Here is a 16,836-nt window from a genome sequence, read left to right as displayed (position 1 = left end):
TTCCGATGAGTTCGTTCGGCGACATGCACCACGTCGGCATCACGGTCCGCGATCTCGAGGCCTCACTGGCCTGGTACGAGCGGATGTTCGGGCTCCGGCCCGAGTTCGTTGCCGAGGGCTCCGGTCCGGAGTTGTCCGCGGCAGTCGGCGTACCGGACGCCAAGCTGCGGTTCGCGTTCCTCCGGTTCGGCAGCTGCGTGGTCGAGCTGCTGCACTACGACAACGACCGCGAAGACGCCACCGACCGCAGCAGCGCCGACGTCGGCAGCATGCACGTTTGTATCGACGTTCCCGACATCCATCAGTCGTACGAAGATCTGCGGGCCAAGGGCGCCGAGTTCCTGGCGCCGCCGCTGCACATCGAGGACGGTCCGCTCGAAGGCTGCTGGTTCGTCTACTTCAAGGACCCCAACGGCGTGACCCTCGAACTCTTCCAGAGCAACGCCGATGAGTGAGCGCAGAGCGCTGGTCGTCGGTGCCACCGGTCTCACCGGGCGCAACACCGCCGACCATCTGGCCAGGACCGGCTGGCAGGTCACGGGGGTGTCCCGCAAGCAGGGCATGGACACCGACGGGGTGCGCAACGTCAGCGCCGACATCTCCGATCCGGTGTCGATCGCCGCGGTCGCCCAGGAGGTTGGGGCCACTCACGTCTTCTACTGCACGTGGTCGCGGCAGGAGACCGAGGCCCGCAACATCGAGGTGAACGGGGCGATGCTGCGCAACGTCCTCGAGACCACCGGCCGGACCGGCACCCTTGAGCACGTCTGCCTGGTGACCGGGCTCAAGCACTACCTCGGCCCGTTCGAGGCCTATGCGCAGAACCCTGCCCAGCCGCCGTTCCATGAGAGCCAGCCGCGGCTCGCGCACGAGAACTTCTACTACACCCAGGAGGACATCCTCTGGGAAGCCGCGGAGCGGTTCGGCTTCACCTGGAGCGTGCACCGGCCGCACACGGTGATCGGCTACACGCTCGGCAACGCCATGAACATGGGCGTGACGCTGGCCGTCTACGGCACGCTCGCCCGCGAGACCGGCAGCCCGTTCGTCTTCCCCGGCTCACCCGAGCAGTACGACGGTACGACTGACATCACCGACGCCCGGCTGTTGGCCGAGCATCTCGCGTGGGCAGCGACCACCCCGGCGGCGGCCAACGAGGCCTTCAACGTCACCAACGGCGACACCTTCCACTGGAGGCAGATGTGGGAGGTGGTGGCGGCCGGCCTCGGTGTCGAGCCGGCGCCGTACCCGGGACAGCCGACTCCACTGGAGCACCGGATGGGGGACGCCGCGGCCGTCTGGCGGCGGATCGCCGATCGAGAGGCGCTCATCGAGCCCGACATCGACCGGCTGGTGTCCTGGTGGCACACCGACAGCGATCTCGGCCGGACCGTCGAGACGCACGCCGCGATGACCAAGAGCCGGGACGCCGGATTCAGCCGGTCCCAGGACAGCAGCCGGTCCTTCCTCGATCTCTTCGACCACCTGCGGGCTCAGCGGGTCATTCCCGCGGGGGTGAACGAGACATGAAGGCGGTCCAGTTCCAGGACGTCGGCAAGCTGGTGCTCACCGACATCGACGTACCGCGCATCGGCCCCGGCGAGGTGCTGATCTCGCTTCGGTCGGTCGGGATCTGCCACTCCGACTTCGAACTGCTCGAGGGGCGCTACATCATCCCGTTCGGCTACCCGATCATCCCCGGCCACGAGTGGTCCGGGCAGATCGCCGAGGTCGGCCGCGAGGTGACCGGCTTCAAGCCCGGCGACCGCGTGCTGGGGGAGTGCGTCATCGGTACGGAGCACTTCGGCTTCTCGATCTCCGGTGCGGCCGCCGAGTACTTCGTCGCCCGTCCCGACTGGTTGCACAAGGTGCCGGACGAACTCACCGACAGCCAGGCGGCACTGGTGGAGCCCTTTAGCTGCGCGTACTTCGCCGCGTCGCGTGCAGGCAGCATGAACGCGAGCGACACGGTCATCGTCTTCGGCGCGGGTCCCATCGGGCTGAGCTGCGTTGCGGTCGCAGCGACGATGGGCGCCCGGGTCGTCGCGGCCGAGCCCGACAAGATCCGAGGTGACCTGGCTCGTCAGCTCGGCGCCGAGGACGTGCTCGACCCGACCACGGACCACTTCGCCGACGAGGTGCTCGAGCTGACCGCAGGACGAGGCGCCGACGTCGTCATGGAGGCATCGGGTCAGCCGGCCGCGATGGCGGCGACCCTGGAAGTGGCCGGGTTCAACGGACGCCTGGTCAACATCGGCATCGACGTCGGGCGCAGCGCCACCGCCAAGCTGGGCTTGATCCAGTCCAAGCAGCTTCAGATCCGGGGCACCATCGGGTCGCCCGGCGTCTGGCCGGAGACCCTGCGGTTCCTGGCCCGGACCGGGCTCGACCTGACCCCGATGATCAGCAGCAGGTACCCGCTGGACCGGGCGGTCGACGCGTACGCCGCCGCCCGTCGTACCGGCGAGAACGTCAAGGTGCACATCGAGAACGGGGCCGCCGCATGAGAGCCGTCGTGTTGCATGCCGCCGGAGACCTCCGGATCGAGGAGCGACCCGAACCGCCCGCTCCCCGTTGCGGTGAGGTGCGGCTCCGGGTCACCCGGGTCGGCCTGTGCGGTACCGATGTCAGCGAGTACACGGCCGGACCGATGATGACTCCGTTGAAGACCCGGCATCCCAACTCTGGTGTGCTCGGGCCGGTGGTGCTCGGGCACGAGTTCGTCGGTGTCGTGGAGACGACAGGTCAGCGCTTCGTCGCGGGCGACCGGGTCGCGGCCGGAGCCGGGGTCTGGTGCGGGAACTGTCCTTGGTGCCGGCGTGGCCAGACCAACCTGTGCCAGTCCTATTGGACGTACGGACTGTCCGCGGACGGCGGGCTCACCCAGCACGTCACGGTGCCGGAAGGAATGCTGCACGCGATCGCGCCGCAGGTCGCCGATGACAACGCCGCGCTCGCGCAGCCGCTGGCGGTCGGCCTGCATGCTGTCGAGCGCAGTAGGGTGCGGCCGGGCGACGTCGTGGTCGTGCACGGCGCCGGCGCGATCGGGTCCTTCGTGATCGCCGGCCTCAAGGCCGCGGGCGCCAGGCTGATCGTTGCCGTGGACATCGATCACGGCAGGCTCGAGACGGCTGCGAAGCTGGGCGCCGACGTGACGGTCGACGCCTCCGCGACAGATCCGCTCGACCTGGTGAGTGAGCTGACCGGCCGCGCACTGGCCGACGTCACGATCGAGGCGAGCGGCGTACCGGACGGACTGGCCCGGGCGCAGCGGCTCACCCGGCGCGGCGGCACCGTTCTGCTGGTCGGCCTGCCCAAGGGCGAGGTGTCGTTCACTGCCTCCGATCTCATTCTCCGCGAGATTGACGTGATGACCACCGTGGCCCACGCGTGCGATCGGAACCTGCCGGCCGCGCTGGCACTGCTGGCTGAGCGCGACCTGGCGTCGCTGCTCGTCGAGCGCGTCGTACCACTCGACCGAGTGGTCGAGGACGCCTTTGCCGCGATGGCAGCCGGTACCGCCCGCGGCAAGTTCCTCGTGGATCCCCAGGAGTCCTCATGACACTTCGGGTCGGCTTCTGTGGCATCGGCCGGATGGGCACCGAGATGGTGTCCGCTCTGACGCGGCAGGGATTCACGGTGACCGTCTGGAACCGGACCCTGGCGCGCGCCCTGGCAGTCGCCGAGCACACCGGCGCCGAGGTGGCCGGCACCCCCGGGCTGGCAGCCAGGAATGCGGACGTCGTGATCACCATGCTCACCGACGGCAACGCGGTACTCCGCACGCTCGACGACATCCTCCCCGGCGCCCGGAAGGGACTGGTCGTGGTGGACTGCTCGACCACCGGGGCGCAGGCGGCTCGAGAGGCCGCGGACCGGTGTGCTGCCGCGGGCGTCGGGTTCGTCGACTGCCCGGTGAGCGGCAGCACCGTTGTCGCCCGCCAAGGCAAACTGGGCCTGATGGCAGGCGGAGACGTCGCCACGATCGAGCGGATCCGCCCGGTGCTCGACGCCCTCGGCACGGTGGTGCACGTCGGTCCGACCGGTGCCGGCGCTGCCGCCAAGGTCTCGAGCAACGCACTGCTGCACACCTTCAGCACCGCCCTGGCCGAGTGCCTGGTGACTGCTCGCGCGGCCGGTGTCTCGACCACCGCCCTCTTCGACGTCCTCTCGGTCGGGGTCCTGTGGAACCGCTTCCTCGACTACAAGCGGCCCGCCTTCACCGACCCCGAGGGGACGGCGGTCGCCTTCGATCTGCACACCGCCACCAAGGACCTCGGGCTCGCGGCCGGCGCCGCTGATGACGCCGGACTGCGCGACTCCGTCGTACGGCGGGCTCTGGAACTTCACCGACATGCGCTGGACGACGGACTCGGCGACCGGGACATGGCCGCGATGACGGCCTGGTTCGCGGCCAGGGCCGATCCGCCCGGCCTTACAGAAAGGTATTGACGTGGGTATCCACACCTATGGAACGAACGCCGTCGACTGGGAGCAGCGGCTGGACCTGGATCGGCTGCGCGTCGAGCGGCTGGCCAAGCTCCGGGCCGAGCTGGAACGCTCGTCGCTCGGCGCGATCCTGGCGTTCGACTTCCCGAACATCCGCTACATGACCGCCACTCACATCGGTACCTGGGCGAACGACAAGCTGATCCGCTTCGCCCTCCTGGTCCGGGGCGCCGAGCCGATCATCTGGGACTTCGGATCGGCGGCCCGCCATCACCAGCTCTACAACCCCTGGCTCGACCACGCCGGGCCCGAGTCGGCCGACGCCGTCCACGGGCCGCACCACGGCGCGACCAGGCCGCAAGGAGGTGCCAGGGCCGGGATCTCGACCCTGCGCGGCGCCTTCCACCCAGGTGCGGGTATCGCCGAAGAGGTCGCGCGGAAGATCAAGACCGAGCTGGAACTGCACGGGTTGCTCGGTGAACCGCTCGGTGTCGATGTGATCGAGCTGCCGATCCTTGCCGCCCTCCAGCAGACCGGCATCCAGGTGGTCGACGGCCAGCAGGTCTTCCTGGAGGCCAGGAGGATCAAGACTCCGGACGAGATCGGACTGCTCACTCAGGCGGCCTCGATGGTCGACGCCGCCTACGACCAGCTCTATGAGTTCCTGCGGCCGGGAGTCCGCGAGAACGAGACGGTCGGGCTGGTCAGCAAGGCGCTCTACGACATGGGTTCGGAGTTCGTCGAGGGCGTGAACGCGATCAGCGGGGAGCGGTGTGCCCCCCACCCGCACGTGTACTCCGACCGGATCATCCGCCCGGGCGACCCGGCCTTCTTCGACATCCTGCACAGCTATCTGGGGTACCGGACCTGCTACTACCGCACCTTCGCCGTCGGCAGCGCCTCCGCGGCTCAGCACGACGCGTACAAGATCTGCCGGGAGTACATGGATCAGGCGATCTCGCTGGTGAAGCCTGGGTCGACCACCGCTGACATCGTCTCGGTATGGCCGACCGCGCAGGAGTTCGGCTTCGCCGACGAGGAAGCGGCGTTCGCCCTTCAGTACGGTCATGGGGTCGGGTTGTCGATCTGGGAGAAGCCGATCTTCAGCCGGCTGGTCTCGCTCGACCATCCGGAGGTCCTCGAGGAGGGCATGGTCTTCGCCCTCGAGACTTACTGGCCGGCGAAGGACGGCTGGTCCGCGGCCCGGATCGAGGAGGAGCTGGTCGTCACCGCCGACGGCTGCGAGGTGATCACGAAGTTCCCCGCCGAGGATCTGCTCGTGGCCGGCAAGCGTTACTACACGACCGGCGGGCAGCTGCCGACCCGGCGTGAGTCGCAGTCGCACCTCAACACGGCCGTCTTCAACGGAGAACTGGTATGACGCTGCCACTCGAGCGCCATGCGTACGGTGAGCACGAGATCGTGCTGCCGCCGCGGAGCCAGACCGGGTACGACGATGCCGACATCGACCGGGACACCCGGCTGCTGATGTATCGACGGCTGCAAGAGATGCGCCAGTTCGAGAAGCGTGCCTACGACCTGTTCATGCAGAGCCTGGTCAAGGGCACCACCCACCTGTCGCTGGGGATGGAGGCGGTGGCGGCGGGGTTCGGTGCGGCGATGCGCTCGGACGACTACACCTTCGCGACGTACCGAGGCCACGCGCACACGCTGGCCCGGGGTGTCCCGATGGAGGGCATCCTCGCCGAGCTCCTCGGGCGCTCGAACGGGTTGCTCGGCGGCAAGGGCGGGTCCATGCACCTCACCAGCGTGGAGCACGGGGTGATGGGTTCGTACGCGATCATCGGCGCGCATCTGACGATCGCGAACGGCGCCGCATGGTCCGCGCAGTACCGCGACAGCGGTCAGGTCGCGGTCTGTTTCTTCGGTGACGGCACCACCAACATCGGCGCCTTCCACGAGGCGCTGAACTACGCGGCGGTCTTCAGCCTGCCGGTGGTTTTCGTCTGCGAGAACAACCAGTACATGGAGTACACCGCGATCGCCGACATCACCGCCGTACGGCGTCCGGCGGCGGACCGGGCGAGCGCCTACGGCCTCGAGGCGATCGTTGTCGACGGCAACGATGCCGATGCCTGTCATCTGGCTGCTCGGGATGCCCTGGTCCACGCACGATCCGGCCAGGGGCCGGTGCTGATCGAGGCGCTGACCTATCGGCACGGCGGCCATTCACGAGCTGATCCCGGCAAGTACAAACCATCGGGAGAGCTCGAGGCGTGGCTCGCGCACGACCCGCTGCCGCTGTACCGCGGCCGGCTCGAGCGGCTCGGCTTCGCTGCCGCGGAGCTGGACGAGATCGAGCGACAGGTCGCCGAGGCCGTCAATGCGGCGACCGAGGCGGCCAAGAACGGACCGGTGCCGGATCCGGCAGCGGCGTACACCGACGTATGGGCAGACGGAGGACACTCGTGGCGCAACTGACCTATCGCGAGGCGGTTGCTCGCGGCATCGCCCAGGAGATGCGGCGGGACGAACGTGTGGTCCTGGTCGGCGAGGACGTGGCCGGCTCCGGCGGGGTCTTCAAGACGACCGCCGGACTGCTCGAACAGTTCGGGCCACGCCGGGTGATCGACACCCCGATCTCCGAGCAGGCCATCCTCGGCGCGGCGATGGGAGCCGCGATGACCGGGCTGCGGCCGATCGCGGAGATCATGTTCTCCGACTTCTTCGCGGTCTGCTGGGACCTGGTGGTAAATCAGATGGCGAAGACCAGGTACATGACCAACGGGCAGGTCACCATCCCGCTGGTGGTGAAGAGCGGCAACGGGGGAGCACTGCGGTTCGGCGCGCAGCACTCGCAGTCGATCGAGAACTGGGCGATGGCGGTGCCCGGGCTCAAGGTCGTCACGCCGTCGTGCCCGCAGGACGTCGTCGGCCTGATGGCCGCCGCGGTCCGCAGCGACGATCCGGTGCTGTTCTTCGAGCACAAGGGCCTGTATGCCAGCAAGGGTGAGGTGCCGGACGGGATCATCGAGGACGTTCTCGGCGAGGCGAGAATCCGCCGCTCCGGTGGCGACGCGACCATCGCCGCGCTCGGCCTGATGGTGCCGAGGGCACTCGCCGCGGCCGAGCAGTTGGCCGAGCGCGGGATCAGTTGCGAGGTCATCGACGTACGGTCGCTGATTCCGCTCGACGCCCGCACCATCCTGGAATCGGTCGGCCGGACCGGCCGGCTGTTCACCGTCGAGGAGAACCCGCGCGCTCTGGGCTGGGGCGCCGAGATCGCGTCGATCGTCAGCGACGAAGGCTTCTGGAACCTCGACGGACCAGTCATCCGCATCACCACGCCGCACGTCCCCCTACCCTCTGCGGACTCCCTCGAAGACCTCGTCATCCCCTCGGTGGACCTGATCGTCACCACCATCGAAAAGGCGATGCAGACGTGACCACCACTCCCTACCGGCACCACGACACCCCCCGCGCCCGCCGCCTGGCCCGTGAGCGCAACACCACCTCAGCCGCCCCGGTCCAACCGAGGATCGAGCGGCTTTCGCGGAGGCGCCGGGTGATTGCCGAGCGGATGCATCGGTCTCTGCAGGAGACGGCGCAACTCACCACTGTCATCGAGGTTGATCTCAGCCGGGAGGTGGCCATCCGCGAAGCGGCGAAGGATGCGTTTCGGCTCCGGTACGGCGCATCCTTGTCTGTGTTGGCGTTTGTTGCCGAGGCTGCCGTGCAGGCTCTCGGCGGGCATCCGGTGATCAATGCAGAGCTTGATCTGGCCGCTGGAACGATCAGCTATCCGTTGTCGGTCGGTCTCGGTATCGCGGTGGACACCGACGAGGGGCTGGTCGTCCCGGTGATCCGGGACGCCGGCAGCCTCACCGTCGGTGGGCTCGCCCGCCGGATCGCCGAGCTCGCCACCCGGGCCCGGAACGGTTCGGCAACCGCCGACGACTTCGCCGGCGGGTCGTTCACGATCACCAACACCGGCAGCCGCGGCGCGCTGTTCGACACCCCGATCCTCAACTCGCCCCAGTCGGCAATCCTCGGCCTCGGCGCGGTCGTGCGCCGGCCCGTCGTCCTCCCCGGTGGGAACGGCGACGAAGTGATCGCGATCCGCTCGATGGCGTATCTGTCCCTCACCTACGACCACCGGCTGGTCGACGGTGCCGATGCTGCCCGCTACCTGACGTCGGTCAGGACACGACTCGAGAGTGGGCCGGTCGGCGCGGAGTTACTTTCCGGGGTGTCGCAAACGTGACACGGCTGATTGTGGCCAGCTGAATCGGTTAATCGGGGCGGAATTCCCGGCCTACGATCTGGCAACTCATTCGTAGACCCCCTGTGAGGCATTCGTGACTCCACGTCCTGGCCGCGGCCGAAGACTCTCGGTCCTGGCGGTGGCGCTGTTGGCTGCCGCCGCTGCTGTGACCGGCGGGTACGCCGCTGCTGCACCACCCATCGCTCCCTCCGGTTCGTACGCCGCCGAGGCCGGCCACGCTGAACAGTCCGTCACCTTGATCACTGGGGATCTGGTCAAGGTCAGCGTCGGCGCCGACGGCAAGAAGAGCTATCTCGTCACCGGTCCGGACGGCCGGCTCGTCGACAACGACGTGCGGGTCGACGGGAAGGACACCTACGTCTACCCGCGATCCGCCGCGCGCTTCCTGGCGGCGAAGTTGCTCGACCAGGATCTGTTCAACGTCACCAAACTGCTGGCCGACGGGTACGACGACGGCCTGCCGTTGATCGTCACCTACACCGACGCCGCGGCGAAGGCGCGCACCCAAGCCGTACCGGCCGGTGCGCGCAAGCAGAGCACGCTCAGCAGCATCCAGGGCGCCGCGCTCACGGTCGACCGCACCGGCGACTTCTGGCGCTCATTGACTGCCGGCTCGGGCACTGCTGGTTCGAGGGCTGCGTTCGCGGCCGGCATCAAGAAGGTGTGGCTGGACGGCAAGCTGAAGGCCGACCTGGCCGACAGTACGGCGCAGATCGGCGCGCCCGAGGTCTGGCGAGGCGGCAACACCGGCGAGGGCGTCGACGTCGCGGTACTCGACACCGGCGTCGACCTGCAACACCCTGACCTCGACGACCGGGTGACCGCGTCGACCAGCTTCGTGCCTGGTCTCGACGTCACCGACCGGCACGGCCATGGCACCCATGTCGCGTCCACGATCGCCGGTACCGGTGAAGCGTCGGGCGGAGTCGAGCGCGGTGTCGCACCGGGGGCCAAGCTGCACATCGGCAAGGTGCTCGACAACGAGGGCAGCGGCCAGGAGTCCTGGATCATCGCCGGGATGGAGTGGGCCGCGCGCGACCAGCACGCCAAGGTCGTCAGCATGAGCCTCGGCGGCGGGCCGACCGACGGTACCGACCCGATCAGCCAGTCGCTGAACGAGTTGTCGGCCGAGACCGGCGCGCTCTTCACTGTTGCTGCAGGCAACGCCGGCCCGGGCTACTACACGGCCAGCGCGCCGGGCATCGCGGAGTCGGCGCTGACCGTCGGTGCTGTCGACGGCGCCGACCAGCTCGCCGACTTCTCGAGCTGGGGTCCGCGCGTCGGTGACGGCGGACTCAAACCCGACATCACCGCGCCGGGCGTCGACATCCTCGCCGCACGGTCGCAGTACGCGCCGGAAGGCAGTGGCTCGTACCAGCTCATGAGCGGTACCTCGATGGCGACGCCGCACGTCGCGGGCGCGGTTGCGCTGCTCGCTGCGGAGCACCCGGACTGGACCGGCCAGCAACTGAAGAGCGCCATCGTCAGTACTGCGAAGCCGACCCCCGCCTACAACCCGTACCAGGGTGGCAACGGGCGGCTGGACATCGCCGCCACGAGCAAGGCGACCGTCTTCGCGACGTCCAGCGCTTACTCCGGCCACTTCGCCTGGCCGGTGGAGCCCGGCAAGGTTGCCGAGAGCGTGGTGACCTACACCAACACTGGCGACGCAGCCGTCACGCTGGACCTCACCACCAAGGTCGCGGACGCACCTGCCGGCCTGTTCACGCTGTCGAGCCCGACAGTGACTGTGCCTGCGCATGGGACCGCCACGGTCACGCTGACCGCCACGGTCGACGCCGCACCGGTCGATCGCCAGCTGTCCGGCCAGTTGATCGCCAAGAAGGCTGACGGCACGCAGCTGAGCACCATGATCGGTATCGGCCGTGAAGGCGAGCGGTACAACCTCACACTCGACGCCAAGGACCGCAGCGGTCGCCCGTTGACCGGCGACGCCATCCTGATCGGTGGCACGAGCTATGGGCAGTTCATCGTCGAGGAGGGCGGTACGACGATCAGCCTGCCGCCTGGCGACTACACGACCTGGCTGACCACCGATGTGGAGGGCACGCATGGGCCGTCGTCGCGCGGACTCGCAGTACTGACTCTGCTCGACATCCACCTCGACAAGGACCGTACGGTGACGTACGACGCCCGCAAGGCGAAGCAGCTCACGGTGGCGGCTCCGCAGGCGACGACTCTTGGCGAAGTACGGGTGAACAACTACCGCGACTTCGGGCGCGACGTCTTCTCGGTGGGATCGTCGCGGTGGCCGGACGGCAGCTACGACAGCGTCTGGGAACTGCCGACGGGCAAGGCGAAGAGTGGGGCCTTCACGACCGGCGCGCGGTGGCTGTTGCAGCAGCCGGCGCTGACGATGAGCTCGTCGAAGCAGACGTTCGACGACCTCCGGGTGCGCCGGGGCGATACGCCTTTGCCGAAGGGAAAGCAGCAGTTGGAGGCGGTGCTCGCCGACGCGAAGGACCAGCGTGGCAAGGCGGTCGTCGTCCGGGACGACGACTCGCTGGAGGACCATGCCGCGGCTGCCGCGGCGGCCGGCGCGAAACTGCTCGTCGTAGTCGGCGACGGGGTGGGCAGGCCGGCGCCTTGGACTGACTCGATCTACTGGGTGCAGCCGGTGCCGCTGACGGTCGTCACCCTCACGCAGGACGAGGGCGAGGCACTCATCGCTCAGGTGGAGCAGGGGCGGGGGAGTCTGACCGTGAACTCCAACCCGACGCTGGAGTACACGTACGACTTGTCGAAGTACTGGGATCACCTGCCCGCCGATCCGTCGTACCGGGCGCGGACGGGCGATCTTGCCCGGCTCAACGTCTCGTACCGGAACTTCCGGCAGGGCACCGGGATCGAGAACCGGTTCGACATCTGGAACGTCGACTGGGAGTCGGCGATGAACACGACCGGGATGCCGCTCGTCGCCGAGCGCGCCGACTACGTGATGGCCGGCACGCCGTACCAGGCGAAGGCGGAGATCATCCGCGAGGTCCAGCAGGCTGAGCCGGATTGGACGACGTACGCCGCCGGCAGCAGGACCGATGTGCAGTGGTTCGGTCCGATCCAGCGGCCGCGGTTGAGCAAGGGACTGTCACCGGTGCGGCTCGGTGACGGGCTCGCGATGGTCGCACCCGGCTGGAGCGACGGCGGGGGAGATCACACCGGTACGGCATTCGGCAACTTCGACCTGACCCAGAAGCTGAGCCTGTACCAGGGGTCGACCCTGGTCGCCGAGGCGGACCGCGACCAGCTCACGGTGAGCGGCCTCAAGCCCGAGTCCCTGCCCTACCGGATGGTCGTCGACAACACCCGTGGCACCTACCCGAGCCCGTACTCGACGGCCACGCGGACCGAGTGGACGTTCAACTCCACCTCGACCGCTGATGCCTCGCCGGTGTCGTTGATCCAGCTCGACTACGCGATCGACACCGATGTCACCGGCAAGGCCGGCCGGCATGACGACCTCACCGTCTCGCCGAAGTGGTCGGTCAACTCGACGGCCGAGGGACTGCGTCAGCCTTCGCTCGACATCTCCTACGACGACGGCAAGACGTGGCACCCGGCTGCGCTTCGTAGTACCGGCGCGGGCTGGACCACGCGGCTCGACGGCCCGCGGGACGGCTTCGTCAGCCTGCGCGTCCACGCGGACGACGGCAAGGGCGCCGTGGTCGATCAGACCATCACCCGCGCCTTCGGCCTGAAGTAACCAAGCCGCTGCCGGGCGGAGTAGCAGCTCCGCCCGGCAGCATTACTTCTTGCCTGAAGATCCAGCGGCCTACTTCTTGGTGCTGAACGTCCAGTGGCCGGAGCCGACGGTGTGCGTGATGCCGCCGAGGACGACGGTCGCGGTGACGCCGGCCGGGATCGTCACGGCCAACCGGATGGTGTCGGCGGTCTGCGTCCAGCGGGAGGCGACCTTGCCCCGGACTGTCTCGATCGAGGCGGAGACCGACCCGAGCTGCGGCGGGATCTGCGGAGCGATGGTGACGGTCTGGTAGCCGGGAGAGGTGGGCTTGATGCCGCCGAACTCGGTGTAGAGCGACGCGTTGATCCCGGCGAACATCGCGTGGTCGTGCGTCTCCATCCCAGAGCTGTACAGCCATTGCTCCCACGAGGTCGTCGCGCCGTGGGCGATCTCGAAGCCGAAGCTCGGATAGGTCCGCTGGTTCAGGATCGTCATCGCCACATCGATGCGGCCGATCTTCGCCAGCGCGTCGACCAGGTACCGGGTGCCGAAGATGCCCGTGTCGAGATGACCGTTGTCCTTGGTGAGGATCGTCGCGACAAGTTGGTCCCCGACAGCCTTCACGTTCTCGGCCGGCACCATCCCGAACGCCAGCGGGAGCACGCTCGTCGTCTGGCGACCGCTTCCGTACGTCGTACCGTCCGCGCTGAGGAAGTGCTCGTTGAACGCCCGCCGGATGCTGTGGGCGAGGTCGGTGTAGTGGCTGACCTCCGTTGCGGTGCCGACCACCTGCGCGGCCTTCGCCACATCGACGGCTTGCTGATACGACAGGGCTGTGTTGACCAATGACACCTCGCTGAAGCAGTCGCCGGCTGACGGACTGCCCATCCCGTCGTTGGCTTCAGGCCCGTGGTCGGGCGGACACCAGTCGCCGAAGCCCTGATCCGCCGGCCAGATATGGCTGGGAACGTCGGTGGCGTTCTTGTCCACGAACGCCTTCATCTTCGGGTAGGTCTCGGCGAGCGTCGCGCGATCGCCGTATTGCTCGTAGAGCGTCCACGCCAGGCTGATCTGACCGCCGGCCATGTCCGGGTACTGCGCTTTGGCGGCGTCACTCGGCAATGCCGTGCCGGGCGGTAGGTCGCGCAGGTACTTGGCATAGAAGCTGTTCATCCCGAACTCGCGCACCGCCGCGTCGCGATACGCCTGCACGTCCATCGTCGGCGGGGTTCGCTCGTCGCGTACCGGGGTGTCGGTGGGCAGACTCATCGAGTTGTTGAGGATGCTCCAGCGGTTGTTGCGCCAGATCTGGTTGAGCAGCTCGTTGTCCGAGTCGAACGAACCGGTTGACTCGACGTCGGCATGGACGACCCGGCCCTGGACAGTGTCCAGCGTAGGTTGGCCCGGGTAGCCGGTCAGTTCGACGTACCGGAAACCGTGGTAGGTGAAGCGGGGCTCATAGGTCTCAGGGCTTTGCCCGCTGAGGATGTAGGTGTCGGTCGCGGCCGCATTCCGGTTGGTCGCGGTGTCGAGCAGGCCGTCCTTGCCGAGCTCCTCGGCCGTGCGCAGCTTGATCGTGGTGCCTCTTGAACCTCGCACGGATGCCAACCGCGGCCAGCCGGCGATGTTCTGGCCGAGGTCGTAGATGTAGACGCCAGGCTTCGGCTGGGTGAGCTTTGCCGGCCGCAGTGTCTGCACCACGCGGATGGCCGGCATGGTGTTGGGGGAGAGGTTCGCGCTCGGAGCGGCGACGGTCTTAGTCGGCTGCCAGTGCGAGTCGTCGAAGCCTGGTTTGTCCCAGCCTGGTTGGTTCAGGCGGGCGTCGTACTTCTCGCCGCCGTAGATGTCGTTGCCCACGATCGCGCCGGTCGACCACTTCCAGCTCGGGTCCGACGTGATCGCCTGATGGGTGCCGTCGGTGTAGGTGACGTCGATCAGGACGATCGCCTGCTTCGGCCCGAGCCAGCGGAAACCGTACGGGTTGTAGTTCGCGCCATAGCCGTTGCCAAGCCAGACGCCGACCGCATTGGCTCCTCGCCGCAGCTCCGCGGTCACGTCGTACGAGTCGTAGAGATTTCTCTCCCCGTACTGCGAACTGGCGGGCGTCAGCACATGGTCGCCGACCTTGTCGCCGTTCAGGTGGAGCTCGTAGAAGCCGAGCCCGTAAACATCAGCGCGAGCGCTCGCGATCGGTTTGTCGAGGGCGAACTCACGGCGCAGCATCGGCGCATCCGGCTCGCGCTGGATCAGCGTCGGATCACCGGTCGGCTCCAGCTGACCACCGGGCTCCGAGTCGTAGCTGTCCCGATAGAGCTCGTCACCGGCCAGGCTGTGGATCACGAGGTTGTCGTACGCCGCTCGCTCCTGGACCCCACCACTCGTCGAGGACCGGAAGCCCACCGTGCCTTTGCTGAGCGCGGTGTTGGTGAGCTGGCTGACCTGCGTGCCGTCGATCCAGGTGGTGATGGTCGCGCCCTCGGCGCGAACCTTCAAGTGATGTTGAGCAGTGAGGTCGAACGGACCGAGGTCGATCTCCGCGAGCGTGCTGAACCGCCCGTCGACCTTCGCGTGCGGCCGGAGCAGTACTTTGCCTGGGGTAAGGGCCGCGTTGATCTGCCACAGGTAGAAGCTGCCGGTGTCCTTCGCCCGGAAGACCACACTCGCGGCCGCCGCCTCGATGGTGAAATCGACGTCGAGAACGAAGTCCTGCCACGTCTTGCTGTCGGCCGTGTCCGGGCTGATCCATTGAGCGCCCTTCCAGTCCGCGACCGCCTCAGATGCCGGCACCGGGCTCACCACGACCAGTCCTGCCGCCAGCGCCACTGCGATCCATCGCCGAACCTTCATGGTTCTCCCGCCCCAGCCGAATGAAACGATTCATGGTGGGAAGACGGTAGACCGCCGCGGCCCCGATGTGAAATCGCTCGCGTGTCGATGACCGGATCCGGCCAGCGGCGATTGTCCGGACGAAGCGGCGATCAGGAATCGGATTGTAAAACCGTCGCAAGACTGCCCTGCAACGGATCTCGAAGCGTTGCCGCCGGGCGTAGGTTCCCTGTCACCGCCCCCACGGAAGCGATGGGAATCAGGAATGATCCATCGAAGAGCTGTCACCACGCACGTCCACGGACCGGCCGCTCGAGCCGGCTGGTTCCTGCTCTATCTCGAGGCATTGCTGGTGCCGCTCGTGCTCACCTGGCTGTCCCTCGGTCCCGACGAACCGACCGCCGGCGAGGCCGTCGCGCTGAGCCTTGGACTGGTGGCCTTCTCGGCCCTCGTGGTCGCGGTGATCCTGCCTGCCAGGGTGTCGCCGCTGATCGCCGCCTTCGGGATCGAGACGATCCTCAGGATCCATCGGTCCATCGCCAAGGCCGCGACGATCCTGGTGCTGCTGCACCTGGTCGCGGTGCTGATCGAGGATCCACGCGGGTTGTCCATCTTCGATCTGGCGCACACGACCTGGGCCGCTCGGGCTGCCACCTGCTCGACGGCGGCTCTGCTGCTGATGGTCGTTCTCGCGCTCACCAGGTCGCGTCGCCAGCCGCGGTACGAAGGCTGGCGACTCGTGCACAACGCGCTGGCCTGGATCGTGCTGGTGACCGCTTGGCTGCATGTCTGGTGGTTGCGGCACCTGATGTCGATGCCGTTGCTGGCGACCTGGTTCGTCGGGACCGGGCTGCTGGTGCTGGGCCTGACGGTACGCCGCTGGCTGTGGTTGCCCTTGCGGGCAAGGCGGCGGTCATACCTGGTGGAGGAAGTACGGCGTGAGCCCGGCGACGGCGTCACCCTGACGATCCGGGCAGACCGGCATCACGGCGTACCGTTCAACGCCGGGCAGTTCGCCTGGCTGAAGTTCGGCTCGACCGCCTTCGTCTTCGAGGAGCATCCGTTCAGCATCTCCTCGACCGCGGTCCGGCCGTACCGCAAGCAGTTCACGATCAAGGCGCTCGGCGACTTCACCGAGTTGCTGAGCGGGCTGCGGCCGGGCCGGCGAGTGTTCCTGGACGGCCCGTACGGCGGGTTCACGATCGAGGGGTACAACGGCTCGGCCGGCTTCATGATGATCGCGGCCGGCGTCGGCATTACCCCGATGCTGAGCATGCTGCGCACCCTGGCCGACCGCCGCGACACTCGCAGGCACTGGCTGATCGTCGCAGCCCGGACAGCGGACGAGATGATGCTGCGCCCCGAGATCGAGGAGGTCCGGTGCCGGCTCAACCTCAAGGTCATCGAGGTACTCAGCAAGCCGGACCCGGAGTGGACCGGCGAGGTCGGCCGGATCAGCAGCGAGCTGCTCACCCGCCACCTGCCCCGCAACCCCGCCCACCTCAACTACTTCCTCTGCGGGCCGGCACCGATGGTCCACACCGTCAGCCACGACCTCGCCGCCCGGGGCATCCCCCTGCGCCGAATCCACACCGAACGCTTCGGCGCCGCCTGA

12 protein-coding genes are annotated in these 16,836 nt (G+C 68.0%); 11 read left to right on the top strand and 1 reads right to left on the bottom strand.

The genetic code is table 11. The features are described from left to right. Positions 1-5 precede the first annotated feature (5 nt). The 10 genes from ACIA12_RS08315 to ACIA12_RS08270 all read left to right on the top strand — a co-directional run bounded on the left by ACIA12_RS08315 (position 6) and on the right by ACIA12_RS08270 (position 12,416). The gene (locus ACIA12_RS08315; RefSeq protein ID WP_396366237.1) at positions 6-455 is read left to right on the top strand and encodes a VOC family protein; all 450 of its coding nucleotides are present in this window, start codon (positions 6-8) and stop codon (positions 453-455) included. Continuing rightward, a complete protein-coding gene (locus ACIA12_RS08310) occupies positions 448-1,530 on the top strand; it encodes an SDR family oxidoreductase (RefSeq protein WP_396366236.1) in 1,083 nt (360 codons plus the stop codon). The genes ACIA12_RS08315 and ACIA12_RS08310 overlap by 8 nt, the downstream gene beginning before the upstream one ends. After that, on the top strand, positions 1,527-2,507 hold the full coding sequence (locus ACIA12_RS08305; RefSeq protein WP_396366235.1) for a zinc-binding dehydrogenase: 981 nt from the start codon (positions 1,527-1,529) through the stop codon (positions 2,505-2,507). The genes ACIA12_RS08310 and ACIA12_RS08305 overlap by 4 nt, the downstream gene beginning before the upstream one ends. Further along, a complete protein-coding gene (locus ACIA12_RS08300) occupies positions 2,504-3,562 on the top strand; it encodes a zinc-binding dehydrogenase (protein ID WP_396366234.1) in 1,059 nt (352 codons plus the stop codon). The genes ACIA12_RS08305 and ACIA12_RS08300 overlap by 4 nt, the downstream gene beginning before the upstream one ends. Next, positions 3,559-4,452 carry an NAD(P)-dependent oxidoreductase gene (locus tag ACIA12_RS08295; protein WP_396366233.1) on the top strand — a complete coding sequence of 298 codons (894 nt, stop codon included), beginning with the start codon at positions 3,559-3,561 and terminating at the stop codon, positions 4,450-4,452. Before ACIA12_RS08300 ends, ACIA12_RS08295 begins: the two co-directional genes overlap by 4 nt. Position 4,453: 1 nt before the next feature. Then, positions 4,454-5,830 (top strand): M24 family metallopeptidase, encoded by a 1,377-nt coding sequence (locus ACIA12_RS08290; RefSeq protein ID WP_396366232.1) that lies wholly within the window; start codon positions 4,454-4,456, stop codon positions 5,828-5,830. Then, positions 5,827-6,891 carry a thiamine pyrophosphate-dependent dehydrogenase E1 component subunit alpha gene (locus ACIA12_RS08285; RefSeq protein WP_396366231.1) on the top strand — a complete coding sequence of 355 codons (1,065 nt, stop codon included), beginning with the start codon at positions 5,827-5,829 and terminating at the stop codon, positions 6,889-6,891. The genes ACIA12_RS08290 and ACIA12_RS08285 overlap by 4 nt, the downstream gene beginning before the upstream one ends. Next, positions 6,879-7,856, top strand: coding sequence for an alpha-ketoacid dehydrogenase subunit beta (locus ACIA12_RS08280; RefSeq protein ID WP_396366230.1), 978 nt, complete (start codon positions 6,879-6,881; stop codon positions 7,854-7,856). Before ACIA12_RS08285 ends, ACIA12_RS08280 begins: the two co-directional genes overlap by 13 nt. Further along, a complete protein-coding gene (locus ACIA12_RS08275) occupies positions 7,853-8,674 on the top strand; it encodes a 2-oxo acid dehydrogenase subunit E2 (protein ID WP_396366229.1) in 822 nt (273 codons plus the stop codon). Before ACIA12_RS08280 ends, ACIA12_RS08275 begins: the two co-directional genes overlap by 4 nt. A gap of 94 nt (positions 8,675-8,768) precedes the next feature. Next, positions 8,769-12,416 (top strand): S8 family peptidase, encoded by a 3,648-nt coding sequence (locus ACIA12_RS08270; protein ID WP_396366228.1) that lies wholly within the window; start codon positions 8,769-8,771, stop codon positions 12,414-12,416. A gap of 69 nt (positions 12,417-12,485) precedes the next feature. Here the strand turns inward: ACIA12_RS08270 and ACIA12_RS08265 are convergent, their stop codons facing one another. Beyond that, positions 12,486-15,242 carry a family 78 glycoside hydrolase catalytic domain gene (locus ACIA12_RS08265; RefSeq protein ID WP_396366227.1) on the bottom strand — a complete coding sequence of 919 codons (2,757 nt, stop codon included), beginning with the start codon at positions 15,240-15,242 and terminating at the stop codon, positions 12,486-12,488. Between the two features lie 244 nt (positions 15,243-15,486). Between ACIA12_RS08265 and ACIA12_RS08260 the strand changes: the two genes are divergently transcribed. Then, positions 15,487-16,836, top strand: coding sequence for a ferric reductase-like transmembrane domain-containing protein (locus tag ACIA12_RS08260; protein ID WP_396366226.1), 1,350 nt, complete (start codon positions 15,487-15,489; stop codon positions 16,834-16,836).

The organism is Kribbella sp. NPDC051620, from assembly GCF_044453825.1.
In the GTDB taxonomy this organism is placed as follows: Bacteria; Actinomycetota; Actinomycetes; order Propionibacteriales; family Kribbellaceae; genus Kribbella.
Note: the sequence above shows the minus strand (reverse complement) of the source record. Positions and strands in the feature narration are given on the sequence as shown.

What these genes read in the sequence shown, in the direction of transcription:
- ACIA12_RS08315 (WP_396366237.1), top strand. Translation starts at nt 6, where the DNA reads ATGAGTTCGTTCGGCGACATGCACCACGTCGGCATCACGGTCCGCGAT.
- ACIA12_RS08310 (WP_396366236.1), top strand. Translation starts at nt 448, where the DNA reads ATGAGTGAGCGCAGAGCGCTGGTCGTCGGTGCCACCGGTCTCACCGGG.
- ACIA12_RS08305 (WP_396366235.1), top strand. Translation starts at nt 1,527, where the DNA reads ATGAAGGCGGTCCAGTTCCAGGACGTCGGCAAGCTGGTGCTCACCGAC.
- ACIA12_RS08300 (WP_396366234.1), top strand. Translation starts at nt 2,504, where the DNA reads ATGAGAGCCGTCGTGTTGCATGCCGCCGGAGACCTCCGGATCGAGGAG.
- ACIA12_RS08295 (WP_396366233.1), top strand. Translation starts at nt 3,559, where the DNA reads ATGACACTTCGGGTCGGCTTCTGTGGCATCGGCCGGATGGGCACCGAG.
- ACIA12_RS08285 (WP_396366231.1), top strand. Translation starts at nt 5,827, where the DNA reads ATGACGCTGCCACTCGAGCGCCATGCGTACGGTGAGCACGAGATCGTG.
- ACIA12_RS08265 (WP_396366227.1), bottom strand. Translation starts at nt 15,242, where the DNA reads ATGAAGGTTCGGCGATGGATCGCAGTGGCGCTGGCGGCAGGACTGGTC.
- ACIA12_RS08260 (WP_396366226.1), top strand. Translation starts at nt 15,487, where the DNA reads ATGATCCATCGAAGAGCTGTCACCACGCACGTCCACGGACCGGCCGCT.